General features: G+C 71.2%; 26 protein-coding genes. 14 read left to right on the top strand and 12 right to left on the bottom strand.

Going from position 1 to position 25,708, the window contains the following annotated elements; genetic code table 11:
* Nucleotides 1–44: 44 nt before the first annotated feature.
* From ABZ923_RS14120 to ABZ923_RS14110, 3 genes are all read right to left on the bottom strand, one after another.
* A complete protein-coding gene (locus ABZ923_RS14120; RefSeq protein ID WP_361470709.1) occupies nt 45–254 on the bottom strand; it encodes a hypothetical protein in 210 nt (69 codons plus the stop codon).
* 140 nt (nt 255–394) lie between these two features.
* Nucleotides 395–1,336 carry a DUF2637 domain-containing protein gene (locus ABZ923_RS14115; RefSeq protein ID WP_361470707.1) on the bottom strand — a complete coding sequence of 314 codons (942 nt, stop codon included), beginning with the start codon at nt 1,334–1,336 and terminating at the stop codon, nt 395–397.
* Nucleotides 1,337–1,344: 8 nt separating this feature from the next.
* The gene (locus ABZ923_RS14110; RefSeq protein WP_361470705.1) at nt 1,345–1,581 is read right to left on the bottom strand and encodes a hypothetical protein; all 237 of its coding nucleotides are present in this window, start codon (nt 1,579–1,581) and stop codon (nt 1,345–1,347) included.
* Between the two features lie 589 nt (nt 1,582–2,170).
* On the opposite strand from ABZ923_RS14110, the gene ABZ923_RS14105 reads away from it, so the two are divergent.
* The 10 genes from ABZ923_RS14105 to ABZ923_RS14060 all read left to right on the top strand — a co-directional run bounded on the left by ABZ923_RS14105 (nt 2,171) and on the right by ABZ923_RS14060 (nt 13,745).
* Nucleotides 2,171–2,617, top strand: a complete 447-nt coding sequence (locus ABZ923_RS14105; protein WP_361470703.1) for a hypothetical protein — start codon at nt 2,171–2,173, stop codon at nt 2,615–2,617.
* Between the two features lie 8 nt (nt 2,618–2,625).
* Entirely contained in the window at nt 2,626–4,473 is a 1,848-nt protein-coding gene (locus tag ABZ923_RS14100; RefSeq protein ID WP_361470701.1) for an alpha/beta hydrolase, read from the top strand.
* Between the two features lie 61 nt (nt 4,474–4,534).
* Nucleotides 4,535–5,005: a hypothetical protein gene (locus ABZ923_RS14095; protein ID WP_361470699.1), complete on the top strand. Its 471-nt coding sequence runs from the start codon at nt 4,535–4,537 to the stop codon at nt 5,003–5,005.
* 278 nt (nt 5,006–5,283) lie between these two features.
* On the top strand, nt 5,284–6,519 hold the full coding sequence (locus ABZ923_RS14090; RefSeq protein WP_361470698.1) for a M20 family metallopeptidase: 1,236 nt from the start codon (nt 5,284–5,286) through the stop codon (nt 6,517–6,519).
* A 279-nt stretch (nt 6,520–6,798) separates the two neighbouring features.
* On the top strand, nt 6,799–7,854 hold the full coding sequence (locus tag ABZ923_RS14085) for a BMP family ABC transporter substrate-binding protein (RefSeq protein ID WP_361470696.1): 1,056 nt from the start codon (nt 6,799–6,801) through the stop codon (nt 7,852–7,854).
* Between the two features lie 166 nt (nt 7,855–8,020).
* Complete coding sequence (locus ABZ923_RS14080; protein ID WP_361470721.1) at nt 8,021–9,580, top strand: ABC transporter ATP-binding protein; 1,560 nt, start codon at nt 8,021–8,023, stop codon at nt 9,578–9,580.
* Nucleotides 9,577–10,704, top strand: a complete 1,128-nt coding sequence (locus tag ABZ923_RS14075) for an ABC transporter permease (RefSeq protein WP_361470694.1) — start codon at nt 9,577–9,579, stop codon at nt 10,702–10,704. The genes ABZ923_RS14080 and ABZ923_RS14075 overlap by 4 nt, the downstream gene beginning before the upstream one ends.
* The gene (locus tag ABZ923_RS14070) at nt 10,704–11,990 is read left to right on the top strand and encodes an ABC transporter permease (RefSeq protein WP_361470692.1); all 1,287 of its coding nucleotides are present in this window, start codon (nt 10,704–10,706) and stop codon (nt 11,988–11,990) included. Before ABZ923_RS14075 ends, ABZ923_RS14070 begins: the two co-directional genes overlap by 1 nt.
* A complete protein-coding gene (locus ABZ923_RS14065) occupies nt 11,987–12,388 on the top strand; it encodes a cytidine deaminase (protein ID WP_361470690.1) in 402 nt (133 codons plus the stop codon). The genes ABZ923_RS14070 and ABZ923_RS14065 overlap by 4 nt, the downstream gene beginning before the upstream one ends.
* A 73-nt stretch (nt 12,389–12,461) precedes the next feature.
* Nucleotides 12,462–13,745 (top strand): thymidine phosphorylase, encoded by a 1,284-nt coding sequence (locus tag ABZ923_RS14060; protein WP_361470689.1) that lies wholly within the window; start codon nt 12,462–12,464, stop codon nt 13,743–13,745.
* Between the two features lie 520 nt (nt 13,746–14,265).
* On the opposite strand, the gene ABZ923_RS14055 is transcribed toward ABZ923_RS14060, so the two are convergent.
* Nucleotides 14,266–15,186 carry an AEC family transporter gene (locus ABZ923_RS14055; RefSeq protein ID WP_361470687.1) on the bottom strand — a complete coding sequence of 307 codons (921 nt, stop codon included), beginning with the start codon at nt 15,184–15,186 and terminating at the stop codon, nt 14,266–14,268.
* 96 nt (nt 15,187–15,282) lie between these two features.
* On the opposite strand from ABZ923_RS14055, the gene ABZ923_RS14050 reads away from it, so the two are divergent.
* Nucleotides 15,283–15,636 carry an STAS domain-containing protein gene (locus ABZ923_RS14050; protein WP_361470685.1) on the top strand — a complete coding sequence of 118 codons (354 nt, stop codon included), beginning with the start codon at nt 15,283–15,285 and terminating at the stop codon, nt 15,634–15,636.
* On the opposite strand, the gene ABZ923_RS14045 is transcribed toward ABZ923_RS14050, so the two are convergent.
* Together ABZ923_RS14045 and ABZ923_RS14040 are read right to left on the bottom strand one after the other, a co-directional pair.
* Nucleotides 15,520–16,533 (bottom strand): sigma-70 family RNA polymerase sigma factor, encoded by a 1,014-nt coding sequence (locus ABZ923_RS14045; protein WP_361470684.1) that lies wholly within the window; start codon nt 16,531–16,533, stop codon nt 15,520–15,522. The genes ABZ923_RS14050 and ABZ923_RS14045 overlap by 117 nt on opposite strands.
* Before the next feature lie 156 nt (nt 16,534–16,689).
* Nucleotides 16,690–17,976, bottom strand: a complete 1,287-nt coding sequence (locus ABZ923_RS14040; RefSeq protein WP_361470682.1) for an MFS transporter — start codon at nt 17,974–17,976, stop codon at nt 16,690–16,692.
* 63 nt (nt 17,977–18,039) lie between these two features.
* Between ABZ923_RS14040 and ABZ923_RS14035 the strand changes: the two genes are divergently transcribed.
* Nucleotides 18,040–18,993 carry a LysR family transcriptional regulator gene (locus ABZ923_RS14035; protein ID WP_361470680.1) on the top strand — a complete coding sequence of 318 codons (954 nt, stop codon included), beginning with the start codon at nt 18,040–18,042 and terminating at the stop codon, nt 18,991–18,993.
* Nucleotides 18,994–18,996: 3 nt separating this feature from the next.
* Here ABZ923_RS14035 and ABZ923_RS14030 read toward each other — a convergent pair whose 3' ends face one another.
* Nucleotides 18,997–19,758: an alpha/beta hydrolase gene (locus ABZ923_RS14030; RefSeq protein WP_361470679.1), complete on the bottom strand. Its 762-nt coding sequence runs from the start codon at nt 19,756–19,758 to the stop codon at nt 18,997–18,999.
* A 134-nt stretch (nt 19,759–19,892) separates the two neighbouring features.
* Here ABZ923_RS14030 and ABZ923_RS14025 point away from each other — a divergent pair, with 134 nt between their 5' ends.
* On the top strand, nt 19,893–21,056 hold the full coding sequence (locus tag ABZ923_RS14025; RefSeq protein WP_361470677.1) for an adenosine deaminase: 1,164 nt from the start codon (nt 19,893–19,895) through the stop codon (nt 21,054–21,056).
* 150 nt (nt 21,057–21,206) lie between these two features.
* Nucleotides 21,207–21,590, top strand: coding sequence for an ATP-binding protein (locus ABZ923_RS14020; RefSeq protein ID WP_361470675.1), 384 nt, complete (start codon nt 21,207–21,209; stop codon nt 21,588–21,590).
* A 71-nt stretch (nt 21,591–21,661) separates the two neighbouring features.
* On the opposite strand, the gene ABZ923_RS14015 is transcribed toward ABZ923_RS14020, so the two are convergent.
* The 5 genes from ABZ923_RS14015 to afsQ1 form a co-directional block, all read right to left on the bottom strand.
* Nucleotides 21,662–21,862 carry a PspC domain-containing protein gene (locus tag ABZ923_RS14015; RefSeq protein ID WP_358642146.1) on the bottom strand — a complete coding sequence of 67 codons (201 nt, stop codon included), beginning with the start codon at nt 21,860–21,862 and terminating at the stop codon, nt 21,662–21,664.
* Nucleotides 21,863–21,971: 109 nt separating this feature from the next.
* On the bottom strand, nt 21,972–22,535 hold the full coding sequence (locus tag ABZ923_RS14010) for a VanZ family protein (protein ID WP_361470673.1): 564 nt from the start codon (nt 22,533–22,535) through the stop codon (nt 21,972–21,974).
* An 81-nt stretch (nt 22,536–22,616) separates the two neighbouring features.
* Nucleotides 22,617–23,219: a hypothetical protein gene (locus ABZ923_RS14005; RefSeq protein ID WP_361470671.1), complete on the bottom strand. Its 603-nt coding sequence runs from the start codon at nt 23,217–23,219 to the stop codon at nt 22,617–22,619.
* Complete coding sequence (locus ABZ923_RS14000; RefSeq protein WP_361470670.1) at nt 23,216–24,805, bottom strand: HAMP domain-containing sensor histidine kinase; 1,590 nt, start codon at nt 24,803–24,805, stop codon at nt 23,216–23,218. Before ABZ923_RS14000 ends, ABZ923_RS14005 begins: the two co-directional genes overlap by 4 nt.
* On the bottom strand, nt 24,802–25,479 hold the full coding sequence (gene afsQ1 / locus ABZ923_RS13995) for a two-component system response regulator AfsQ1 (RefSeq protein ID WP_026248263.1): 678 nt from the start codon (nt 25,477–25,479) through the stop codon (nt 24,802–24,804). The genes ABZ923_RS14000 and afsQ1 overlap by 4 nt, the downstream gene beginning before the upstream one ends.
* Between the last annotated feature and the right edge of the window lie 229 nt (nt 25,480–25,708).

Here is a 25,708-nt window from a genome sequence, read left to right as displayed (position 1 = left end):
TGGTCATCCGTTCCGGGGGGTCGGTTGGACTTTGCGGACACGACCTAGGGGCCGGAGGCGGGCGGGGTGGTGTCGCAGCCGGTCGGGCAGACCCAGAGCCGGAACGGCAGTCCGCGGTAGCGCACCTCGCCCAGCACCCGGCCGCTCGGCCCCAGTGGGAGGCCGCAGTCGGCACACTCGATGCCCATCTGCTGGCGGGGCCGGAGCCGGGCGACGTCGGGCAGGAGCGGGGGCGCCGAGACAAGGGTGTTCACGCGTCGCCCCCGACCGACAGGCCCCGGGCGGGCCGGACGGCGGCTGCCCGCACCGGCGTACGGAAACTGCTCATCGATGTGGAACCTCCAGCTGTGCCAGGCGGAAGCGGACCCCGGTTCGGCGGCGCCGCCGTGAACGGTCAGGGACGGTCGCCGGGCCACCCGAAGCGACGCGGGTGGCCGGAGAGCCGGTCATGGGCCGCCGGACCGCCGGCCCCCGTCTCTCCCACCGGACGCGCGAAGTCCCCCGGTGGCAGGTCGCCGCTCGTGTACAGCGTGCCCTCCCGGGGCGCCGCCGCTTCCTCCGCGGGCGCCTTCTCGGAAGGCTGGGACCGGTGCCGGGGGAAGGTCCGCCGGGGCGGTCTGGTCAGGGTGACCTGGCGCACCACCTGCTGGAAGCAGGCCAGCGAGGCGAGGCACGGCAGGGCGGCGGCCACGGTGTCGACGATGTTCTTCGGTGCCTGCGCCACACACAGCGCCATGGCGATGGCGGAGAACACCAGCAGGACGGACCAGGAGTGGAAGGCCCGGCGGTGGTGCAGCGCCGCCCGCAGGATGGACAGCGACGCCACCAGCCAGGGGCCGAACACCAGCACAGGCCACCAGGAGACCACGTCGCTCTCCGTCCGGGCCGCCGCCACGAAGCGCAGCGGGTCGTAGGCGATCAGGCCGCCGAAGATGCTCACGCCCGAAGCGATGACGGTCACGGCGGCGGCGATGAGGCAGCTGGCGATCCGGATCCTGCCGGGACGCTGTCTCCGGCGGTCCTTGCGGTGGCCCCGCGGAGCCGCCTTCACCGGGGGCAGCTCCGCCGTGAGTTCCACCAGGGCCTCGCGGGGCGTCCTCGGCTCCGGATCCATGGGGTGGTCCTCGTTGCGCGCGCCCGGGATCCTCGCCTGCTGCTCCATGGTGTCCCGGAGCATGTAGGCCAGTTCTTCCGCAGGGTCCCAGCCCGAGTCCGGAGGGACCAGAGGGTGCGGGAAGTCCTCGGTGGGCGACCGGTGCCGCCCCCTGCCGCGGTAGTAGTCGTCCGCATAGTCGGCGGGGAGATCCGGGTACGATCCCATTGTCTCGTGCTGCATGGGCGATGTCATTCCGCCGGTGAAAGACGGAACCAGGTGTCCGCGCCCACCCAGCGCTGGGAGATGTCACTCTCCAGCGAGTTCATTCTGTCCATGAATTCCTGGAGGATCTCCTCGGTCGCCTCCAGTGTGACAGGGAGGCCGCCCCTCATCAGAACCCCTTTGGCGCTGTGCGTTTCGGTGGGTGCCGGCAGGTAGGTATAAGAACCCAGTCGCACGGGGCGCCCCCTCAGAGCCTTCGTCATGCTGCAACTAACGCCACCATGCGGCGATGGGTGTGCGGCAAACGAGTGAAGAAAGTAGCCGGACAAACACCTTGTCCCGGTGTCGTTCGGCCCTATGCCCATCCTGTATGAGGAATGTAAAAGCAGGTGGTACGCGATGGCGGCGGGATCAGAAAGCGGATTCTTAGGATTTCCTGCCATCGGAACAGCCCGGTGCGTCACTCATGGCCCGCACCTCGCGCTGCAGCACTTCCACCATGCGGCGCCGCTGCCGCAATTCCATGGTGTCGGTCTGCCGCATTCGGCACTGGTGGGGTCGTACGAAAATGGCCCCAGCGGTACAGAGGGAAGTGCATGTGATCATCGTCCAGACGAGCATGTTCCACATTTTTTCTTCTCCGTGTGACGTGCGGATGGGGACGCAGATTATCCATGTCGGGGCGTGCCCCCTCAAATATGCGCGATACGGAATAATTCGTCACTCGAAGAGCGGACTAAAAGTAAATTAGGGGCGAGTGCCTCCTCAACTTGATTTTTTGCCCGTGCCGTGGGGAGCATGGCTCGGTCGGCGGGGGTTGCCGGCAACGGGGAAACGGGGAGGACCACACCCATGTCCTGGGACGAATGGGAGCAGTTGAAGGCGGACGCCGCGGCGCGCGGGTCCACGGGCATGCAGTTGAACCACGTGCCGCCGGACCCGGGTGGCAGTGGGGCCGGTGACCTGAAGTCGGACAAGAAGGTCTGGACGAAGGCCGGTGAGGACACCAAGGGGCTGCAGGACGACGTCGGCAAGGCGCTGGGCAGGCTGGACGACGGGCAGAGCGGACTCGGCGAGCTGTCCGGCGTGCAGTCGGCGGCGGCGCAGAGGGAGTTGTACGAGTCCTGGAAGAAGTACGTCGGTGACGTCAAGGGCCGCTGTGGTGAGCTGGGCGGGCTGATGGAGCATTCCGGGCGCGATCTGGCGATGTCCGACGCCGAGGTGAAGGCGGAGCTGGACAAGATCAAGAACAAGTACCACGACACCGAGGCCGTCGGCGGCCAGGCGAAGGGCCGGTGACGGCGGCGATGGACATCGCGACGCTGAAGGCCCTGAAGCCGGCCGAGTTCGAGGAGGCGGCCGACGGGTACCGGGCCACGAGCGACATGGCGAGCACCGCCAAGGACGCGGTGGAGAACCGGATATCCGCCGGTATCCGCAACCAGCTCAAGGGCGAGACGGCCGACGCGGCCCTGCGGGAGCTGAAGGAGCTGGGCAAGAACTTCCACTACGTCCAGACCGAGTGCGCGCTGGCCAGTACCGCGCTGAACGCCTTCGCCTACGACATGGCCGCCGCGAAGCGGAAGCTGGAGGCGGCCCTGGAGGACGCCAAGGCGGCCGGGTGCACGGTCGGCGCGGACGGTTCGGTCTCGTTCCCGGCCGGTGGCGAGAAGGTCGACGGCAAGGTGCCGGAGGGCGGCACGGTGTCCGCCTCGACCAGTTCGACGGACGCGACGGCGAACGCGATCGAGCAGCAGGCCATCCACCAGCACCCGAACCCGAACTTCGGCAAGGCCATCGGCTTCGCCAACCGGATCGGGGACGCGCTGAAGGAGGCCGCGGACGCGGACGCCAAGTGGGCGCCGAAGCTGCGGGCGTTGAAGGCCGACGACGACCTGGTGGTGTCCGGCCGGGACTGGACCGACGTCAAGAGTGACACCGAAGGCGTCGTGAAGGGTGCCGACGCCTACGCCCGCTCCCTTCCGAAGCCGCCCAAGGACGGTGATCCAGAGCTGGTCGCCCACTGGTGGGCGGACCTGACGGACGAGCAGAAGGCGGCCTACGTCTCCATGCACCCCGACTCCATCGGCGCCATGGACGGCCTCCCCGCCACCGTGCGGGACGAGGCCAACCGTCTCGTGCTGGCCGAGAGCCGGGCCGGCTACCAGGACAAGCTGGACGCCTGGATGAAGAAGGAGCCCGATCGCTACGCCCCCTACATCAGTCCGGTCACCGGCCGCGAGGTGAAGGGCGCTCAGATCGAGACCGAGGAGTGGAAGGAGTGGAACAGGAAGAAGCAGGACCTGGAGGGCCGTATCCGGGGCATGGACGCCATCCAGTCGCGCTTCGACAGAACCGGGATCGACGGCCTGCCCGAGGCCTACCTGCTCGGCTTCGACCCTGAGGGCAAGGGCCACGACGGCAAGGTGATCATCGCCAACGGGAACCCGGACACCGCCGACCACACCGGTATCTACGTCCCCGGCACCGGCACCCTCCTGCCGGACATCCAGAAGGACATGGGCCGCGGTGAGATCCTGTGGCACGAGACCAACCGGTACGCACAGGGCCAGAAGGTCTCCACCATCACCTGGTTCGACTACGACGCGCCCCTGCAGGCGAAGCCGTTCGAGAAGGGCGGCGGCCTGTTGCCGGAGGCGATGTCGGACGACTGGGCGGCCAACGGCGGGCCGGGGCTGTCGCACTTCCTCGACGGCAACCTCGAAGCGCACCGCATGGCCTCCGGCAACACCCACCTGGGCCACACCACCCTGATGGGCCACAGCTACGGCACCACGCTCATCGGCGACGCGGCGAAGTCGCGGGGCATGCTCGAAGGGGGGCTGCCGGTGGACGACGTCATCGCGGTCGGCAGCCCCGGCATGCAGGCGAAGCACGCCGCGGACCTGGGCATCCCCCAGGGGCACATGTGGGCGGAGCAGGGCGGCGGCAACGACTCGGCGGTGCGCATCGGCGGGAAGTACCTGGCCGGCCTCGGTGACGACTGGACGATCCCGACCGACCCGGAGTTCGGCGCCAACGTCATGGAGTCGGACGCCGAGGACCATGGCGCCTTCTGGGACGAGGACTCGACGAGCCTGCGCAACCAGGCCCTCGTGATGGCAGGCCAGTACGACAAGGTGACCCTTGAATAAGACATACGCGACCGCTGTCAGCGCGGCTCTGACCGCCATCCTCTTGGGAGGCTGCTCTCAGGTGAGCGAAGAGAAGGACGAGAAGAAGGCCGCCGTCCGCGACGAGCGAGCCGTCAAGCAGAGCGTCGAACGGGCGTCCAGCGAGATCCTCGACATCCTGGCGGTGAAGGGCAAGGTGACCCAGTCGGGCGCCGTGGCCACCCCGTGCTCGTCGTACCCGGAGGGCAGCGAGGTGCACCGCATGCGGCACCCGTGGAGCGTCTACGGCGTGCCGGGCGACGATCTCGAAAAGGCCATGGACCGCCTGCGCACGCAGTTGCCGGCCAAGGGCTGGAAGATCGTCAAGGACGGTCCCGACAAGAGCCGGGCGAAGCTCCCGCAGATCGTGGCCAACTCGTCCGACGGCCGTCTCTCCGCCGACCTGCGCCTGTGGCGGGAGCCCGCCGGCAGCGAGCGCTCGTCCATGATCGAGGTCACGGTGGTGTCCGACTGCTTCCGCAGCGGGCCGGGCGGCGCGACCGGGACGGGCTGACGCCGGTGACCGGGCCGGCCGGACCCGTTCCGGCCGGCGGCCGCGCCTTCCCGGCCGCCGCCGGAGGGTGCGTCCGGGGGGTCCGGTGCGTGGACATCGCGCGCGTGATCCCGGCGAGGCATGGTATGCGTGGAAGAGGAAAAGAGAGGTTTTACCCACCCGAGTCCGCCGCCATGCGTCCGCCGGTCAGATTTTCTTCCCCTAACGGGCTGAAGTTTTGTTGATCGAGGGGTAGTTGACCTGTCGGGCGTCCTACCCTTCAGAGGGTGAAGCAATTGATGTCCCTAGAGTCCGAGTCCGGCCTCCCGGGGGATGTGCTCCCCGGCGTGCTGAGCGAGTCCCTGCACGCCGAACTCGTCGCCTTCCGACGCGACTTGCACATGCACCCCGAGCTGGGCAACCAGGAGTTCCGTACCACCGCCGCGATCAAGGAGCGGCTGGAGCAGGCCGGCCTCAAGCCCCGCGTCCTGAGCACCGGAACGGGACTCGTGTGTGACATCGGGCTCGCGGAGGGTGAGCGCCCGTCGGTACCGATGCTCGCACTGCGCGCCGACATCGACGCCCTGCCCATCCCGGACACCAAGACCGACTGCTCGTACCGGTCGACCGTGCCGGACCGGGCCCACGCCTGCGGTCACGACGTGCACACCACCGTCGTCCTCGGTACCGGCCTGGTCCTCGCCGACCTGCACGCCAAGGGCCTGCTGCCCCGCCCGGTGCGGCTGCTGTTCCAGGCCGCCGAGGAGGTGCTGCCGGGCGGCGCCCTGGACGCCATCGAGGACGGCGTGCTGCGCGGGGTCGGCCGGATCCTCGCCGTGCACTGCGACCCCAGGGTGGAGGCCGGGAGGATCGGGCTGCGGCACGGGCCGATCACCAGCGCCTGCGACCGGCTGGAGATCGCGCTCGACGGCCCCGGCGGGCACACCGCCCGCCCGCACCTGACCACCGACCTGGTCACCGCCGCCGCCCGGGTCGCCGTCGACGTCCCCGCGCTGATCGGCCGCCGGGTCGACACCCGCGCCGGTCTCGCCCTCACCTGGGGCCGGATCGAGACGGGCCACGCGCCGAACGTGATCCCGCAGCACGCCGAGCTGTCCGGGACCGTGCGCTGCCTCGACCTGGAGGCCTGGCGGCAGGCCCCGGACATCGTGCACGCGGCCATCGACGAGGTCGCCACCCTGCACCGGGCCAAGTCCGAGATCACCTACGTGCGCGGGGTCCCGCCGGTCGTCAACGACCGGGAGTCCACCGAACTGCTGCGCCGGGCCATGGTCGCCCGGCGCGGGATGAAGTCCGTGGAGAGCACCGAGCAGAGCCTGGGCGGCGAGGACTTTTCCTGGTACCTGGAGCACGTCCCCGGCGCGATGGCCCGCCTCGGGGTGCGCCGGCCCGGTGAGCGCACCGTACGCGATCTCCACCAGGGCGACTTCGACGCCGACGAGCACGCGATCACGGTCGGCGTGGAGATGTTCACCGCCGCGGCCTTCCTGGACGCCAACGGGGCCCGCGGCTGAGCCGGCGGCCCCCTCGGGGGCCGTTCCCCTGGCCGGCGCAACACGGATGCAAGCCATTCGTGCACTGTCCGCAACATCGCCGTGAGAAGGCCGAGAGGCCGAGTTCAGGCACTGTTTGCCTCGAATCGATAACGGCTTCGCGAGAGGGTTTTTTGCGACATCTACGCGCGTTACGATGCCGCGAAGCCGACGCCGATGGGGGCGTCTCGGCCGGAGCACTGCCAAGGTGCTCACATCAAGCGCCTACGTGGCGCTCAGGTCAGGTGAAGGAGCCTTCCCGTGCGCCGGGTAGCCAAGCTTTCCGCTGCGTGTATCGCCTCCGCAGCTCTCGCACTGACTGCCACTGCCTGTGGCAGCACCTCCTCCGACAACGAGTCCGGCTCGTCCTCGTCCGGTGACGGCAAGGGCGTCAAGGTCGGCCTCGCCTTCGACGTGGGCGGCCGTGGCGACCGCTCGTTCAACGACTCCGCCGCGCGCGGTGCCGACCAGGCCAAGAAGGAGTTCGGCGGCGAGATCAAGGAGCTGACCGCCAAGACCTCGGACACCGAGGCCGACCGCGAGCAGCGCCTGTCCGACCTGGCCGACGCGGGCTACAACCCGGTCATCGGTGTCGGCTACGCCTACGCCGCCTCCATGACCAAGGTCGCCGCGAAGTACCCGAAGACCTCCTTCGGCATCGTCGACTCGGTGGTGAACGGCAAGAACGTCGACAGCATCACCTTCACCGAGGAGCAGGGCTCCTACCTGGCCGGTGTCGCCGCCGCCCTGAAGACCAAGTCGAACCACGTCGGCTTCATCGGCGGTGTCGACGTCCCGCTGATCAAGAAGTTCGAGGCGGGCTTCGTCCAGGGCGTCAAGGACACCAACAAGAAGGCCAAGGTCGACACGCAGTACCTGTCGCACGGCTCGGACACCTCCGGCTTCGCCAGCCCCGACAAGGGCAAGGAGGCCGCGCAGGGCATGCTCGACAACGGCGCGGACGTCATCTACACGGCGGCCGGCTCCTCCGGCAACGGCGCGATCGAGGCCGTCGCGGGCAAGAAGGGCGCCTGGGCCATCGGCGTGGACTCGGACCAGTACAACATCCCGGGTCTGAGCAAGTACAAGAACTCGATCCTGACCTCGATGGTCAAGAACGTCGACGTCGGTGTCTACGACTTCGTCAAGTCGGTCCACGCCGGCAAGCCGCTGACCGGCACCAACACCTACTCCCTCGCCAAGGACGGCGTCTCGCTGTCCAAGAGCGGCGGCTTCATCGACGACATCCAGGCCAAGCTGGACGCCGCGAAGAAGAAGATCATCGACGGCTCGATCAAGGTCAAGACCACCCCGTGACCTGACGGGTCCCGTCGGACCCAGGCTCGGCGCGGGGGCACCTCCCGGAGCCCCCCGCCGAGCCATAACAATGTGTCAACTCTACGCGTGTAGCGCGGAGTTGCCGCGCTAGCGTCGCCGACGCCTGCCCCCTCCCCGCAGCCCCTTTCCCCGAGGAGAGTGCGCCATCAACGCGTCCAGCCCTCCCGCTGCCGTCGAACTGCGCGGCATCACCAAGCGTTTCCCCGGCGTCGTCGCCAACCGCGACATCGACATCACGGTCCGCGCGGGCACCGTCCATGCCCTGTGCGGCGAGAACGGCGCCGGCAAGTCCACCCTGATGAAGATCCTCTACGGCATGCAGCAGCCGGACGAGGGCACCATCACCGTGAGTGGCGAACAGGTCGTCTTCCACAACCCCGGTGACGCCATCGCCCGCGGCATCGGCATGGTGCACCAGCACTTCATGCTCGCCGACAACCTCACCGTCCTGGAGAACGTCGTCCTGGGCGCGGAGAAGCTGTACGGCATCGGGGGCAAGGCACGCGCCAAGATCAAGGAGATCTCCGACGCCTACGGCCTGGGCGTGCGGCCCGACGCCCTCGTGGAGGAGCTCGGTGTCGCCGACCGCCAGCGCGTGGAGATCCTCAAGGTCCTCTACCGCGGCGCCAAGACCCTCATCCTGGACGAGCCCACCGCCGTCCTCGTGCCGCAGGAGGTCGACGCGCTCTTCGACAACCTGCGCGAGCTCAAGGCCGAGGGCCTCACCGTCATCTTCATCTCGCACAAGCTGGGCGAGGTGCTCTCCGTCGCCGACGAGATCACCGTCATCCGGCGCGGCACCACCGTCGGCACGGTCGACCCGCGCGGCACCACCCCCAAGCAGCTCGCCGAGCTGATGGTCGGCAGCGAACTGCCCACCCCGGAGACCCAGGAGTCCACCGTCACGGACGTCCCGATGCTGAAGGTGGACGGCCTGCACCTGGCGCAGACCGACCTCGACGGCGTCGAGCGGATCATCCTGGACGAGATCTCCTTCACCATCCACAAGGGCGAGGTCCTCGGCATCGCCGGCGTGGAGGGCAACGGCCAGTCCGAGCTGGTCGAGGCCATCATGGGCATGCGGCACCCGGACGCCGGCGTCATCACGCTCGACGGCACCGACATCTCGCAGGCCCCGACCCGCGACCGCCGCGAGTCCGGCATCGGCTACATCCCCGAGGACCGCCACCGCCACGGCCTGCTGCTCGAAGCACCGCTGTGGGAGAACCGCATCCTCGGCCACGTCACCGAGAGGCCCAACTCGCGCGGCGGACTGCTCGACCTCAAGGCGGCCCGCGCCGACACCCAGCGGATCGTCGAGGCCTACGACGTCCGCACCCCCGGTATCGACGTCACCGCCGCCTCCCTGTCCGGCGGCAACCAGCAGAAGCTGATCGTCGGCCGGGAGATGAGCCACAACCCCAAGCTGCTCATCGCCGCCCACCCCACCCGCGGTGTGGACGTCGGCGCGCAGGCGGCCATCTGGGACTACATCCGCGAGGCCCGCCGCGAGGGCCTGGCCGTGCTGCTGATCTCGGCCGACCTGGACGAGCTGATCGGGCTCTCCGACACCCTGCGGGTGATGTACCGCGGCCGCCTGGTCGCCGACGCCGACCCCGCCACGATCACCCCCGAGGAGCTGGGCTCCGCCATGACGGGTGCGGCCACCGGCCACCTGGAGCACACAGAGGACGACGAGCGATGAACAAGCTGACCTCACGGATCGACAAGGAGCGGCTGCTCCTCGGGATCGCCGCCCCCCTGCTGGCGGTCGTCGCCGCGCTCCTCGTCACCACCCTGGTGATCCTCGCGACCGGCAAGAACCCCGGCGCCGCCTTCAGCGACATGGTGACCTACGGCTTCGCCAGCGACAGCCAGGTCTACATCCTGAACAAGGCGACGACGTACTACCTGGCGGGCGTCGCGGTGGCCATCGGCTTCCGCATGAACCTGTTCAACATCGGTGTCGACGGCCAGTACCGGCTCGCCGCGTTCATCGCCGCCGTGCTCGGCGGGGCGCTCACCGTGCCCGGCTGGATCGCCATCCCGCTGATCATCGTCTGCGCCATGGCGACCGGTGCCCTGTGGGCGTCCATCGCCGGCATCCTCAAGGTGACCCGGGGCGTCAGCGAGGTCATCTCGACCATCATGCTGAACTCGATCGCCACCGCGATCATCGCCTACCTGCTCCAGCCCGGGAAGCTCGGCCAGCTGGACCAGGCCGGCACCCTGGTCTCCACCAAGCCGCTGCCGTCCTCCTCGTACTTCTTCAGCTTCGACACCGGCCCGGCCGGTGAGCTGTGGGGCTTCATCGTCGTCGCGGTGATCGTCGGCATCGCGTACTGGTTCGTGCTCGGCCGCACCCGGTTCGGCTTCGACCTGCGCACCGTCGGCCAGTCCGAGAGCGCGGCCGGTGCCAGCGGTGTCTCGGTGAAGAAGATGGTCGCCACCAGCATGATCATCTCCGGTGCGGTGGCCGGTCTGATCGGCATGCCGACCCTGCTGAACGACAGCCACCAGTTCAGCAACGACTTCCCGGCCGGCATCGGCTTCACCGGCATCGCCATCGCGCTGCTCGGCCGCAACCACCCGATCGGCATCGCGCTCGGCGCCCTGCTCTGGGGCTTCCTGGAGCGCACCACCAACCACCTGGAGTTCCAGGGGTACGACAAGGAAATCCTCGGCGTCATCCAGGGCGTCATCGTGCTGTGCGTCGTCATCGCCTACGAGGTCGTACGCCGCTACGGCATGAAGCGCCAGCAGCAGAAGGTCGGCGCCGAACTCGCCGCGCAGGCCGCCGCCGCGACGAAGAAGCAGGAGGTGGCGTGATGACTGCCACGATGACCGACGCGCCGCCGCCGGCGGCCCCCAAGGCGGCGGACGCGCCGCAGCGCTCCGGCCGTTCCCTCGGCCTGATCCTCATGATCGTCGCGGGCGCGCTGCTGCTCGTGGCCGCGGTCCGCGTCATCACCGGCGCGAACCAGCTCGACTCCGCCGGACAGGTCGCCGCCGCGCTCGGCCTCGCCGTACCGATCGGCCTCGCCGGACTCGCCGGCCTGTGGTCCGAGCGGGCCGGCGTGGTCAACATCGGCCTCGAAGGCATGATGATCCTCGGCACCTTCGGCGCCGGCTGGATCGGCTGGCAGTCCAGCCCCTGGCTCGGCCTGCTGTGCGGTATCGGCTTCGGCGTCGTCGGCGGCCTCGTGCACGCCGTCGCCACCGTCACCTTCGGCGTCGACCACATCGTCTCCGGTGTCGCCGTCAACCTGCTTGCGCTCGGCGCCACCCAGTACCTGGCCAAGCTGTTCTTCGCCGGCGGCAAGGCCGCCGAGGCGGGCGGCAACCCCAAGCAGTCCCCGCCCGCGGACACGCTGCCCCACGTCACCGTCCCCGGCCTCTCCGACGGCCTCGCCTCGATCGAGAAGCACCACTGGTTCCTGGTCTCCGACCTCGCCGGCATCATCGGCGGTCTGATCACCAACCTGTCCGTGGTGACCATCCTGGCCGTGGTGCTGTTCGTCGCCAGCTGGTGGCTGCTGTGGCGCACCCCGTTCGGGCTGCGACTGCGCTCCTGCGGTGAGAACCCGGTCGCCGCCGAGTCCCTCGGCGTCAACGTCTACCAGTACAAGTACGCGGCCGTGGCGATCTCCGGCGGCCTCGCCGGCCTCGGCGGCGCGTTCCTCGCGCTGGTCACCTCGCACACCTACCTGGAGGGCCAGACCGGCGGCCGCGGCTACATCGGTCTCGCCGCCATGATCTTCGGCAACTGGCGCCCCGGCGGGCTGGCCATGGGCGCGGGCCTGTTCGGCTACTCCGACGCCCTCCAGCTGCGCAACGGCGGTGTGACCGTCCACGCCCTGCTGCTGCTCCTGGTGGTGCTGCTCGCGCTGCTGGCCGGCTGGAAGCTGTACAAGAAGGCCCTGGTGCAGGGCGTGGTCAGCGCCGTCATGGCCGCGCTGGTCCTGGTCTGGTACCTGCTCACCGACGAGGTCCCGAGCGACTTCGTGGGCGCCACCCCGTACGTCGTCACCCTGCTCGTGCTGTCGCTGTCCGCGCAGCGCCTGCGGATGCCGAAGGCGGACGGCATGCGGTACCGGAAGGGCCAGGGCAAGTGACGCCGCACGCCGAGTTCGACTGGGAGGCGCTGCGCGCCGAGGCGCGGGAGGCCATGTCCCACGCCTACGCCCCTTACTCGGGCTACCCGGTCGGCGTGGCCGCCCTGGTCGACGACGGCCGCACCGTCACCGGCTGCAACGTCGAGAACGCCTCCTACGGTCTCGGCCTGTGCGCCGAGTGCGGCCTGGTCTCCCAGCTGCAGCGCACGGGCGGCGGCCGGCTGACGCACTTCACCTGCGTCGACGGCACCGGCGCCCTGCTGGTCCCGTGCGGCCGGTGCCGCCAGCTGCTCTACGAGTTCGGCGGCCCGGACCTGCTCCTGGACACCCCCGCGGGGGTCCTCCCGCTCTCCGCGATGCTGCCCCAGGCCTTCGGCCCGGGCCATCTCGCCCAGTAACGCCGTACGGCCCCCCTGCCCCGCTCGCAGGGGGGCCGCACACTTCGCACCTCCCGGAAGGAAGCCCCCAGCCATGGCCATGGACGCCATCTCCGTCATCCGCACCAAGCGGGACCGCGGCGAGCTGACCGACGAGCAGATCGACTGGGTCATCGACGCGTACACCCGCGGCGAGGTCGCCGACGAGCAGATGTCCGCGCTCGCCATGGCGATCCTGCTGAACGGCATGAACCGCCGCGAGATCGCCCGCTGGACCGCGGCCATGATCGCCTCCGGCGAGCGCATGGACTTCTCCTCGCTGTCCCGCCCGACGGCCGACAAGCACTCCACGGGCGGCGTCGGCGACAAGATCACGCTGCCCCTGGCCCCGCTCGTCGCGGCCTGCGGCGCGGCCGTCCCCCAGCTCTCCGGCCGGGGCCTCGGCCACACCGGCGGCACCCTGGACAAGCTGGAGTCGGTCCCCGGCTGGCGCGCCCTGCTCTCCAACGAGGAGATGCTGCACGTGCTGGACACCACGGGCGCGGTGATCTGCGCCGCGGGCGACGGCCTGGCCCCCGCGGACAAGAAGCTGTACGCCCTGCGGGACGTCACCGGCACGGTCGAGGCGATCCCGCTGATCGCCTCCTCGATCATGTCGAAGAAGATCGCCGAGGGCACCGGCTCGCTGGTCCTGGACGTGAAGGTGGGCACGGGCGCCTTCATGAAGACCATCGAGGACGCCCGCGAGCTGGCGTCCACGATGGTGGGCCTCGGCACCGACCACGGCGTGAAGACGGTCGCGCTGCTGACGGACATGTCCACCCCGCTCGGCCTGACCGCGGGCAACGCCCTGGAGGTCCGCGAGTCGGTCGAGGTCCTGGCCGGCGGCGGCCCCGCGGACGTCGTGGAACTGACCATCGCCCTGGCCCGCGAGATGCTCGACGCGGCCGGCGTCAAGGACGCCGACCCCGCCAAGGCCCTGGCCGACGGCTCGGCGATGGACGTCTGGCGCCGGATGATCGCGGCGCAGGGCGGCGACCCGGACGCGCCGCTGCCCACCGCGAAGGAGCAGCACGTCGTCAAGGCCCCGGCCTCCGGCGTCCTGACCCGCCTCGACGCGTACGACATCGGGGTCGGCGCCTGGCGTCTCGGCGCCGGCCGGGCCCGCAAGGAGGACCCGGTGCAGGCGGGCGCGGGCATCGAGCTGCACGCCAAGCCGGGCGACACGGTCACCGAGGGCCAGCCCCTGCTGACCCTGCACACCGACACCCCCGAGCGCTTCGAGTACGCGCTCCAGGCGGTGGCGGGCTCCTACGACATCGCGGCCCCCGGCACGGCCTTCACGGCGTCGCCGGTGGTGCTGGAACGCATCGCCTGACCTGCGGTTTGCTCATTCGGGTGAACGGGACCGGTGGACCTCCGCCGGTCCCGTTCCGGCTTGTTGGATGTCTCCATGGACGTCCACGAGGGGGACTACCTCCTGACCGACAGCGAGTGGGACGAACTCGTCTGGGTCTGGAAGCAATCTGAGATTCCCAAGGGCTGCAAGGCGGAGATCATCGACGGCCTCGTCACCGTGGCGCCCTACTCCGCTGTCGCCCATCACCCCGTTTCGGAACCGTTGAAGCGGCGACTCTACGAGGTGATCCCGCAGTCCTGGGGCATCTACCAGCATGTGCCCCTCGTCATCCCGTCCCGGCTGGAGCTGTACGTCCCCGACCTGGCCGTGGTGCCGGTGGAGGCGCTGTTGGCAGGGTCGGACGAGGACCTCGTTCCCGCCGACGCAGCCGAATTGGTCCCGGGCCGGTGTCTACCGAGTCCTGAGATCGGCGCAATTCGGTGCCCCGGTCGAGCTGCCCGCGCCGTTCCGGCTCAGCGTTGCCGTCAGCTGACTCCACTCACCCCAGCACCGCCGCCACCCCCACCAGCACCGGTACGGACACCACCGTCGACAGGAGCACCGACTCGCGGGCCAGGGACTCGGCGACCCGGTAGCGGCCGGCGTAGGTGAAGAGGTTCTGGGCGCCGGGGAGGGCGGCGGTCACCACCGTGTCCAGCAGGGCGTGGCCGTGCAGGCCGAAGACGCACCGGGCCAGCGCCCAGGCCACCAGCGGCTGGCCCAGCGACTTCAGCGCGACGGACAGCAGGACCAGGTGGCCGTCCCGCCCCCGGCCGGGAGGCGGGTTGCCGTGCAGGGACATGCCGAAGGCCAGCAGGGCCGCCGGGACGGACATGCCGGCGAGCGCGGTCAGCGGGTTCAGCAGCGGACCGGGCAGCTGCCAGCCCGCCGCCGACACCAGCACCCCCGACAGCGAGCCCACCGCGATCGGATTCCGCAGCGGGGTCAGCAGGCGCCGCACCACCGTCCCCTTCTCGCCCGTGCCGGACAGGTCCAGCACGGTGAGCGCGACCGGGGTGACCAGGACGACCTGGAAGAGCAGCACCGGCGCCACCAGGGAGGCGTCGCCCAGGACGTACGCGGCGATCGGGATGCCGAGGTTGCCCGAGTTGACGTACCCCGAGCACAGCGCGCCGATCGTCGTCCGGCCCACCCCCCACCGCCGTACCGCACCGGCCGCGACGAAGACCCCCGCGACCACGGCCGTACTGAGCGCCGTCACCAGCAGCCGGCTGGAGAAGAGGACCGACAGGTCGGCCCGCGCGAGCGTGGTGAACAGCAGCGCGGGCCCGGCCAGCGTGAAGGCCAGCCGCGTGAGCACCTCCCCGCCCTGCGCGCCGAGCGTCCCGCGCCGCCCGAGCACATAGCCCACCCCGACGACGACCGCGATCACCGCGAACCCGCTCAGCACCCCCGCCACAGGGCCAACCCTGCGAGCAGGCGGGGGCGCGGGTCAATGTGATCTACGGCGGCGTGCCCCCGATGAGTTCCGCCCGCCCCGCCGGTCTACCCGCACGTGGATGCCGAGACCCCCGCCGTGCTGGTGCTGCCCGGGCCCGTTCGCCGGGACGAGGTGCCCGGGCTGTGTGCCCGGGTGCGGACCCTGCTGGAGGCCGGGGGAGCCGGGGTGGTCGTGTGTGACGTGGGCGGGCTCGGGCCGCCGGGGCTGGCGGCCGTCGACCTGCTGGCCCGGCTGGAGCTGACCGCCCGCCGGGCCGGCGGGCGGATCCTGCTGCGGGACGCCGGCCCCGCCTTACACGCCCTGCTCGGCCTCGTCGGGCTCCGCTTCCAGGTGGAGGGGCAGGTCGAAGAGCGGGAACCACCGCTGGGTGTCGAGGAAGCAGTGGAAACCGGTGATCCGGCCGTCTGAGATCTCCAGCACCTGCACCGCCCACGGGGTGAACCCGCCGTTCTCCGGGTCCGGCTTGTAGTGCGCGAAGCCCGGCAGGCCGTTGGCCCGGACCGGCAGCAGCCGGGAGCCGGCGCAGGAGGCGCCGAGGGTGGTCATGAAGCCGGTGATGTCGGCGGTGCCGCGCAGCCACAGGTCGAACGGCGGCATCGTCATGACGGCGTCCTCGTGCAGCAGCGCGGTCAGCGCCGTCATGTCGTAGCCCTCGAAGGCCTTGACGTACCGCTCCAGCAGCTTCTGCTGCTCCTCGTCCAGCGGGTCGGACACCGCCCCCTCGGCGCCCGTGTCCCCGCGCTCGGCGAGCGTGGCCCGGGCCCGCTGCAGGGCGCTGTTCACCGACGCGACCGTGGTGTCCAGCAGCTCGGCCACCTCGCTCGCCTTCCACGCGAGTACCTCCCGCAGGATCAGCACCGCCCGCTGCTTGGGCGGCAGCTGCTGGAGCGCGGCCATGAAGGCGAGCCGGACCGACTCCTTGGCGACTGCCGCCTCCGCCGGGTCCGCCACGGCCGGCAGCACGCGCGCGTCCGGCATCGGCTCCAGCCAGGTGTTGTCCGGGCGCGGGGAGAGCGCCGCCTGCGCGAGCGGGGTGGAGTCCGTCAGGTCCATGGGCCGCGCCCGCTTGTTGCCCGCCGTCAGCATGTCCAGGCACACGTTCGTCGCGATCCGGTACAGCCACGAGCGCAGGCTGGAACGGCCCTCGAACCTGTCGTAGCTCCGCCAGGCCCGTACCAGGGTGTCCTGCACCGCGTCCTCGGCCTCGAAGGAGGAGCCGAGCATCCGGTAGCAGTACCCGGTCAGCTCGGTCCGGTGCTTCTCCAGTGCGACGTCGAGATCCGCCGTCGCCGTGCTGTCGCCCATCGTCCACCCACCCCTGTGGCCTTCCCGGTGGCGCACCTTCGCGCCCCAGCATCTGGAAGCTACCGCAGGGGACTGACAATCACCCTCGGAGCCGGGAAACGTGCAGGTGGAGAGGTGGGGCGCCCGCGCAGGGCCCCGCGCCCCTTCGGAGCGCCTTCACCGGGCGTCGGCCACGAGCGGGCCGCGCTCCGCCACCCGCGCCGCCCGGGAGCCCAGGACGGTGATCGTGACGACACCGAGGACCGCGAGGAGGCCGACGCCGACCGTGCCGGACCAGCCGTCCGCGTGGAAGGCCAGCGCGCCGACCGTGCTGCCGGCGCTGGAGCCGATGTAGTAGGCCGACTGGTACAGCGCCGAGGCCTGGGCGCGGCCGCGCGTGGCCGTCTTGCTGACCGCGGACGACGCCACCGCGTGCCCGGCGAAGAAGCCCGCCGTGATCAGCACCAGGCCCAGCAGGACCAGCGGCAGCGAGGCCGTCAGGGACAGCAGCAGACCGGCCGCCGTCGTACCGCCCGCCAGGTACAGCGCGCCCCGGCGGCCGAACCGGCCCACCAGCCGGCCCGCGGTGGAAGCGGACACCGTACCCACCAGGTAGACCAGGAAGATCGAGCCCACGATGCCCTGCGGCAGCCCGAACGGCGCCGCTGTCAGCCGGTAGCCGATCACCGTGTAGACACCGCCGAACACCGTCATGAACAGCGCGCCGATCGCGTACAGGCGGCGCAGCAGCGGGTCGGCGAGGTGGCCGCGGACCGTGCCGAGCAGGACCCGCGGGCGCAGCGAACCCGCCGTGAAGTGCCGCGGCGCCGGCAGCAGCAGCCGGAACGCCACCGCGCACACGACCGCGAGCGCGCCGATCACCCCGACCGAGACCCGCCAGCCCCACTCCTGCGCGACCCAGCCGGTGATCACCCGGCCGCTCATGCCGCCGACGCTGTTGCCGGCCACGAACAGCCCGATGGCCGTGACCAGCGCCTTCGGCCGCACCTCCTCGGCCAGGTAGGCCTGCGCCGAGGCCGGCAGCCCGGCCAGCGCGGCACCCTGCACCGCCCGCAGCGCCACCAGCGCGCCGAGCGACGGCGCGAACGGCACCAGCATGCCGACCGTGACGGCGACGGCCAGCGAGGCGGTCATCACCGTACGGCGGCCGAACCGCTCCGACAGCGCGCTCATCGGCAGGACGAACAGCGCCAGGCCGCCGGTCGCGGCGGCCACGGTCCAGCTCGCCTCGCTCGCCGCGACCCCGAACTCCCCGGAGATCAGCGGCAGCAGGGCCTGGGTGGAGTAGAGCAGGGCGAAGGTCGCGACTCCGGCGAGGAACAGGGCGAGGCTCATCCGGCGGTAGCCGGGGCCGCCCGGGGTCAGCCGGGAGTCGGAGTCGGGAACAGGGACGGACGGGACGGCGCCCACGCGGGTGGACGCCCCGGTACTGGCGGGAGACATGCCTCGACCGTACGTAGGGCTTCTTTCATGCGTCCAATGCATGGAACCGCGATAATCGTTCCCATGGCGCATCAGCAAAGCTCACAGGCTCGTCTGTCACCGTCCGGTGACACGGAAGACATGGCGCTGTTGCTCGCGCCGCGGCTCGCGTACTTCGCCGGCGTGGCGCGCACGGAGCACGTCACCCGGGCCGCGCAGGAGCTGAACGTGCCCCAGTCCACCCTCTCCCGCGCGATGGCCCGCCTGGAGCGTGACCTGGGCGTCGACCTGTTCGCCCGGCACGGCCGCACGGTCTCCCTGACCACCGCCGGCCGTACCTTCCTCGCCTCCGTGGAGCGGGCCCTCGGCGAGGTCGGGCGGGCCGCCGAGGAGGTCCGCGCGGACGCCGACCCGGCCACCGGCAAGGTCGCCTTCGGCTTCCTGCACACCATGGGCGCCGAGACCGTACCCGGCCTGCTGCAGGCCTTCCGCGCCGACCACCCGCGCGTCCGCTTCAGCCTGGTGCAGAACTACGGCGAGGCGATGCTGGAGGGGCTGCGCGCCGGCGAGCTGGACCTGTGCCTCACCTCGCCGGTCCCCGACGCCCCCGACCTGGTCGCCCGCCGCCTCGACGAGCAGAAGCTCCGCCTGGTCGTCCCCGCCGAGCACCGCCTGGCCGCCCGCCGCCGCATCCGCCTGGCCGAGGCGGCCGAGGAAACCTTCGTCACCCTCGAACCCGGTTACGGCCTGCGCCGCATCACCGACGACCTGTGCCGCGAGGCCGGTTTCAAGCCCCGCATCGCCTTCGAGGGCGAGGAGGCGGAGACCCTGCGCGGCCTGGTGGCGGCGGGTCTCGGGGTGGCCCTCCTGCCGCCCCCCACCGTCCCCCGCCCGGGCGTGGTGGAACTGACGGTCACGGCCCCGAGAGCGGCCCGCGAGATCGGCGTGGCCTGGCTGGCCGACCGCCCGGACACACCCCCGGTGGCCGCGTTCAAGAAGTTCCTGCTCTCGCGCAGGGGCAGCCTGCTGCCCTCGTAGGGCCTACCGCTTCAGCGACTTGCCGAACCCCGCGGCCAGCGGCATCCGGAGCCCGATCGGCGGCGGCGCGGCCAGCGCGTCCTCCACGGGACGGGACACGCAGTGCCCGAAGAGGGCGCCCAGGGCGAAGTCCACTGCCAGGCAGACCACTTCGTCCCGGTATCCGTGCAACCCGTGTCCGTCGGAGTGCACTTCGAACCGGCACACCTCCCGGTTCACCTTCTTCGCCCGTGCCGCGAAGCGGAAGGACAACTCGGGGTCGGTGCGTTCGTCGTTGGTGCCGTGGGCGATCAGGACGCGGCGCCCCACGAGTTGCTTCACCGGCTCGGCGGGCGCGGCGACGTCCTCCTCCGGCAGCCAGGGGGCGAGGGCCACGACGGAGTTGACGGCCTCGTGGCCGCCGGACCGGAGCGCCGCCCGGCCGCCCATGCCGACGCCGGCCAGGCAGACGGGGACGTCCCCGTACCGTCGTACGACCTCGTCGGCGGCCCACTCGGCGTCCGCCGCGAGGTGGGCCTCGCTGCCGTTCCAGCCGCGGTAGCGGTAGTGGACGGGATGTACGGCCAGCCCCTCGGACCGGCCCGCGCGCGCCAGGGCGCGGCCCAGCGAGCGCAGCAGGCTCATCGCCCGGACGGGGGACGGCCGGCGGGCGGAGACCTCCTCCCCGCCGGGGAGCAGCAGCACCGCTCCGCTCACCGACGTCGGCTCCGGGCCGACTGCCTTCCCCAGCCTGGCCGTTCGCACCGGCGTCGCTTGCTGTCCCATGACAGAACAGTCTCAGAAGGCGCGGTGTGCCAAACCCGTCCGGGGGGTCACCGTTGCGTATCGACGGAAAAGTGCCGGGAAACAGCCGCCGCGCACACCGGTCCCTCTACGCGCGTAGGCGTTAGAGTGCGGAAATGACGAGCCAGACCGCACCGACCGGGAACGCCCCCACCGCGGACCAGATCCGCCGGGCGCCCAAGGTACTGCTGCACGATCATCTCGACGGCGGACTCCGCCCGGGCACCGTCGTCGACCTCGCCCGCGAGAGCGGCTATGCCGAGCTTCCCGAGACCGACCCGGACAAGCTGGGGATCTGGTTCCAGGAGGCCGCCGACTCCGGCTCGCTGGAACGGTATCTGGAGACCTTCCGGCACACCGTCGCCGTCATGCAGACCCGCGCGGCCCTGGTCCGGGTCGCCCGGGAGTGCGCCGAGGACCTCGCCGAGGACGGCGTCGTCTACGCCGAGGTGCGGTACGCGCCCGAGCAGCACCTCGACGGGGGCCTGACCCTGGAACAGGTGGTCGAGGCCGTCAACGAGGGGTTCCGGCAGGGTGAGCGGCTGGCCCGGGAGAACGGCCGGCGGATCCGGGTCGGCGCCCTGCTGACCGCCATGCGGCACGCGGCCCGCTCCCTGGAGATCGCCGAACTCGCCAACCGCTACCGGGACGCGGGCGTGGTCGGCTTCGACATCGCGGGCGCCGAGGCCGGCTACCCGCCCACCCGGCACCTGGACGCCTTCGAGTACCTCAAGCGGGAGAACAACCACTTCACCATCCACGCCGGGGAGGCCTTCGGACTGCCGTCCATCTGGCAGGCGCTGCAGTGGTGCGGTGCCGACCGGCTCGGCCACGGGGTGCGGATCATCGACGACATCGAGGTCCGCGAGGACGGCTCGGTCAAGCTGGGCCGGCTCGCCTCCTACGTGCGGGACAAGCGGATCCCGCTGGAGCTGTGCCCCAGCTCCAACCTGCAGACCGGGGCCGCGCCCTCGTACGCCGAGCACCCCATCGGGCTGCTGCGCCGGCTGCACTTCCGGGCCACCGTGAACACCGACAACCGGCTGATGTCGCACACCACGATGAGCCGGGAATTCGAGCACCTCGTCGAGGCGTTCGGTTACACGCTCGACGATCTCCAGTGGTTCTCCGTCAATGCGATGAAATCAGCGTTCATTCCTTTCGATGAACGACTCGCCATGATCAATGACGTCGTCAAACCCGGATATGCCGAGCTGAAATCCGAATGGCTGTTCCAGCAGACCGCTTCCACCAGCGGTTCTGCTGGTCCGGAGGTCTAGTCTCCCGGTGTTTCCCGGCCGGAAAGCGGACGCACTTTCACCAGGCGTCCGTATTTCGGTGTTTGCGGCGGGTGGCCCGGGATGTTTACGGTCGTGGACCGCTCAGATCGTTCGTGATCTCCCGTCTCCGCATGCAAGGACGCATTCACCATGAAGCAGTCTGCTGCCAAGACCCTCGGTGTCGCCGCCCTCGGCGCCGCTTTCGCCGCCGCCGGTGCGGGCGCGGCCAGCGCGGCCCCGGTCAGCCCGGACGCCGGCCACACGCTGGACACCGTCACCAGGACGCTGCCGCCCGAGCAGGTCATCGAGGCGCTGCCGGACAGCGGCGCCGCGAAGACGCTGAAGCCCGTGGCCAAGCGCGGTGTCGCCGCGGCGATGCCGGCCGTCGGCAAGGGGGCGGCCGCCGCGCAGCCGGTCGCCGAGAGTGTCGTCGCCAAGGGCCCGACCAAGCCGGTCGCCGGCCTGCTGGGCGGACTGCCGCTGAAGGGCCTGCCCACGCACGGCGTGCCGATCAACGGGCTCCCGGTCGGCTGACCTGGGCCTTCCGTACTGCGCGGGGCGCTCCGGCAGGTCCGGGTGCGCCCCCGTGGCGTGTCCGCGCCGCGTCACCAGGCCGTGCGGGCCTTGTCCTCGGACGGCATCAGCAGCCACAGCGCTATGTAGAGCAGGAACTGCGGGCCCGGCAGCAGGCAGGACACCAGGAAGATCACCCGCATCGTGGTGGCCGAGGTGCCGAAGCGCCGGGCCAGTCCGGCGCAGACTCCGCCGATCATGCGGCCGTGGGTGGGGCGGGTGAGCGCGCTCATGTCGGATCCTCCGTGGTCGTCGGCTCGTCGTCCGAACCGGTGGCGGGGCCCCGGCGGGACCCCTCAACTGTTGTCCACGGTACGGAGACGAACAGGACGAAGCGTCCCTCTACGGGGCGATCCCGACCCTGGGAATCGTCGGGGTACGCCCCTGAGACAGCTCCTCCTGGACGGTGACCGCCGGCTCGGCCGCCCCGGGTTCCCGCGCCTCCCGCCGCCGCAGCCAGGCCCGGCCCGCCGGTACGAGGGCCAGGTGCGCCAGGACGACGCCCGCCGTGTTCAGCAGCATCGAGTCGACGTCCACGACCCGGCCGGGTACGCCGGTCTGGAGCAGGGCGATGCCGAGCGAGACCAGGGCGCCGGCCGCGGCCGTACGGAGCACGGACGCGAGCGGGGAGACGGTGAGCCTGCCGTGCGCCGCCGGCAGCAGCACGCCCAGCGGTGCGAGCAGCGCGAGTCCCTCGCCGAGGGGTCTGACCGCCTGCGGCCAGCCCAGCGCCAGGTCGGCCCGGATGCCGGCCAGCGGGCGCAGGTTCGGGGGCGTGACCCAGGGGACGTCCAGCGGGCGCAGCATCAGCCAGGCGACGAGGGCGAGGTGAGCGACGAGGAGGACACCCCCTGTCACACGGACGCGGATCGCGGCGCTGCCGCCGATGGAGCCTGGACGCTGCACGACCCCCAAGACGCGGGGGCCGGTGTGATTGGTTCCGCCGCGGAAGCTTTTGCGACACCGGCAGGATCCGGAAGAGAGACCCTAGCCGCCCGCGACCTCGCTGGACGGCGGCTGCGTGCTGCCCGGATGGTCGCGGAGCTCGTCGGTGCACTCGTAGCGGCGCAGCGGGTCCGGGGCCGGGCCGCCCAGGATGACCGAGCCGTCGTCCTCGGTCGCCGCCGAGTCGGACAGGGTGCACACCAGCTGGGCCAGCGCGTAGGAGGTGAGACGCGCGGGCGCCGTGCTCAGGCGGAGCGTGTCCTCGGGGTCCTTCGGGCGGGGCCCGGCCACCCCGAGGCCGCCCGGCACGTACGTCGTGTAGCCCGCGGAGCGCTCCGCGGACGACGGCTGCTTGGCGAGCTGGTCCAGCAGCCCCTGCGCCACGATCACCCGGCGCCGGGCGTCCGCGGTGTCCTCCGGGACCGGCACGGTCCGGTCGACCGCCACCAGGGACGCCCCGCACAGCAGGAAGACCTGCACCGGCACCCCGTGCGCGGACCGCGCGGACTCGTCGGGCCCGGCCAGCGAGCACGGCACCCGGGAGGGCGCCGCCCCGAAGTCGGTCGGCACCTCCGTGGCCCGGATGCCGCAGCCGGTGAGCAGCACGCCCAGGAGGGGCAGCGCCAGCAGCCGTCGTACGGTCATGACCCCTCCTCTCCTGTCCGGTCCGTGTCGGTCCTGCTGTCCCTGGCGTCCCCGCCGTCCTCCTCGGTGAGCCGTGAGGCGTCCCGTGGCAGCCGCAGCGTGAACACCGCTCCGCCCTCCGGGGAGTTGGCCGCGGTGATCTCGCCGCCGTGGATGTGGGCGTTCTCCAGGGCGATGGACAGGCCGAGCCCGCTGCCCTCGGAGCGCGGCCGGGAGGCGCTCGCCTTGTAGAAGCGGTCGAAGACGTGCGGGAGGACGTCCTCGGGGATGCCGGGCCCGTGGTCGCGGACCCGGATCTCCAGCGAGTCGTCCGTCTCCCGGACCGACACCCGCACCGGCGAGCCGCCGTGCTTGAGCGCGTTGCCGATCAGGTTGGCGAGGATGACGTCCAGGCGGCGCGGGTCCAGCTGGGCGTGGATGCCGCGCTCGGCGTCCAGCTCGACCGCGTCCAGCCAGGCGCGGGCGTCGATGCAGGCGGTGATCTGGTCGGCGATGTCGACGTCGTCCAGGACCAGCCGGGCGGTGCCCGCGTCGAAGCGGGTGACCTCCATCAGGTTCTCGACGAGGTCGTTCAGCCGCCGGGTCTCGCTGACCACCAGCCGGACGGCCGGCTCGATCATCGGGTCCATGCTCCCGGTCTCCGCCTCCAGCTCCTCCTCCAGCACCTCCGTGACGGCGGTGATGGCGGTGAGCGGGGTGCGCAGCTCGTGGGACATGTCGGCGACGAACCGGCGGGACGCCTCGTCCCGCGCGGCCATCTCCGCGACCCGCTGCTCCAGCGCCTCGGCCGCGTTGTTGAACGTCCGGGACAGGTCGGCGAGTTCGTCGGTGCCGGAGACCCGCAGCCGGGTGTCCAGCCGGCCCTCGCCGAGCCGCCGCGCGGCCACACCGAGCCGGTGCACCGGCTTCAGCACGGTCGTGGCGGCGGCCTGCGCGAGCAGCGCGGCACCGATCAGCGCGAGCCCGGTGGCGATGCCCAGCGACCAGGCCAGCGAGTTGAGGTCCTTGGCCTCCGGCTCCAGGGACTTCGCCATGTAGCCCGTGGGGCCGCCGCCGATCACGCGCGTACCGGCCACCAGGTAGGGCGTGCCGTGGTCCACGACCCGCTGCCAGTACAGGTGGTACGGCTCCTTGTTGGCGCCGGTCACCTCCTGCCGCTTGGCCACGGCGGCGCGCAGCGACTCGGGCACGTCCTCCAGGGCGAAGCCGTTGATGCCGCCCGAGTTGCCGTACACCGTCCTGCCGTCGGAGTCCTCGGCGACCAGCAGCACGCTGAAACGCTGGCTGCTGGCGGCCATCTGGCCCGCGGCACGCTGCAACTGGTCCTGTGTCGGATGCTCCGGCAGCGCGCCCGCGCGGTTCTGCATCTCCTGCCGGAAGTCGCGCAGCACCGCGTCCTGGGCGCGGGTGAGCACCGCCTCCCGGTTGAGCCAGTAGGCGATGCCCGACGCCGACACCGCGGCGGTGAGCGCGACCAGCGCGAAGACCAGCACCAGGCGCAGCCGGAGGCTGGTGAACCTCAGCCGCGACAGACTTCCCCTGCGCCCCGCGGCCCAGCCGCGCAGCCCCCCTTGCGTATCGGTCACTGAGGCGCGTCCAGGCGGTAGCCGACTCCACGGACGGTACGGATCAGCGTCGGGGACGACGGGACGTCCTCGACCTTGGCGCGCAGCCGCTGCACACAGGCGTCGACCAGGCGCGAGTCACCGAGGTAGTCGTGCTCCCACACCAGCCGCAGCAGCTGCTGCCGGGACAGCGCCTGACCGGGCCGCCGGCTCAGCTCCAGCAGCAGCCGCAGCTCGGTCGGGGTCAGCTGGAGGTCCTCGCCGTTCTTCGTGACGGTCATGGCCGACCGGTCGATGACGACGTTGCCGAAGGTCGCCGAGTCGCTGGACTCGCGCTCGCCGCGCCGCAGCACGGCCCGGATCCGGGCGTCCAGCACCCGTCCCTGCACCGGCTTGACGACGTAGTCGTCGGCGCCCGACTCCAGGCCGACCACGACGTCGATGTCGTCGCTGCGCGCGGTCAGCAGGATGATCGGCAGCTGGTCCGTGCGCCGGATGCGCCGGCACACCTCGAACCCGTCGATGCCGGGCAGCATCACGTCCAGCACGATCAGGTCCGGCCGCTGTTCGCGCAGCAGCTTCAGACCGTCCTCGCCGCTGGCAGCGGTGGCCACCCGGTGTCCCTGGCGCGTCAGGGAGAGCTCCAGGGCCGTACGGATGGCGTCGTCGTCCTCGATCAGCAACAGGGAAGGCACGGGCTCATTCTGGCCCATGGAGGGCCCGCCGTACGACCTGCCGGCACCAGGCCGTCCCTACTGCCATGACCTGTGCACGCACTGTGACGATCCTTGGCCGGACCCCTGTGACAGGTCTGTGACAGTCGGCGGACACGGCGATGAAGTCACCCCGGCAGTCTTTTGGGCACGGGCCGGACGGGGAGCCGGAGACCGGCCCGGCACCACCGAATCACCGGAAGTCCACGAC

Origin of the sequence: Streptomyces sp. NPDC046881, from assembly GCF_040645015.1 — a bacterium.
Taxonomy (GTDB): domain Bacteria; phylum Actinomycetota; class Actinomycetes; order Streptomycetales; family Streptomycetaceae; genus Streptomyces.
Note: the sequence above shows the minus strand (reverse complement) of the source record. Positions and strands in the feature narration are given on the sequence as shown.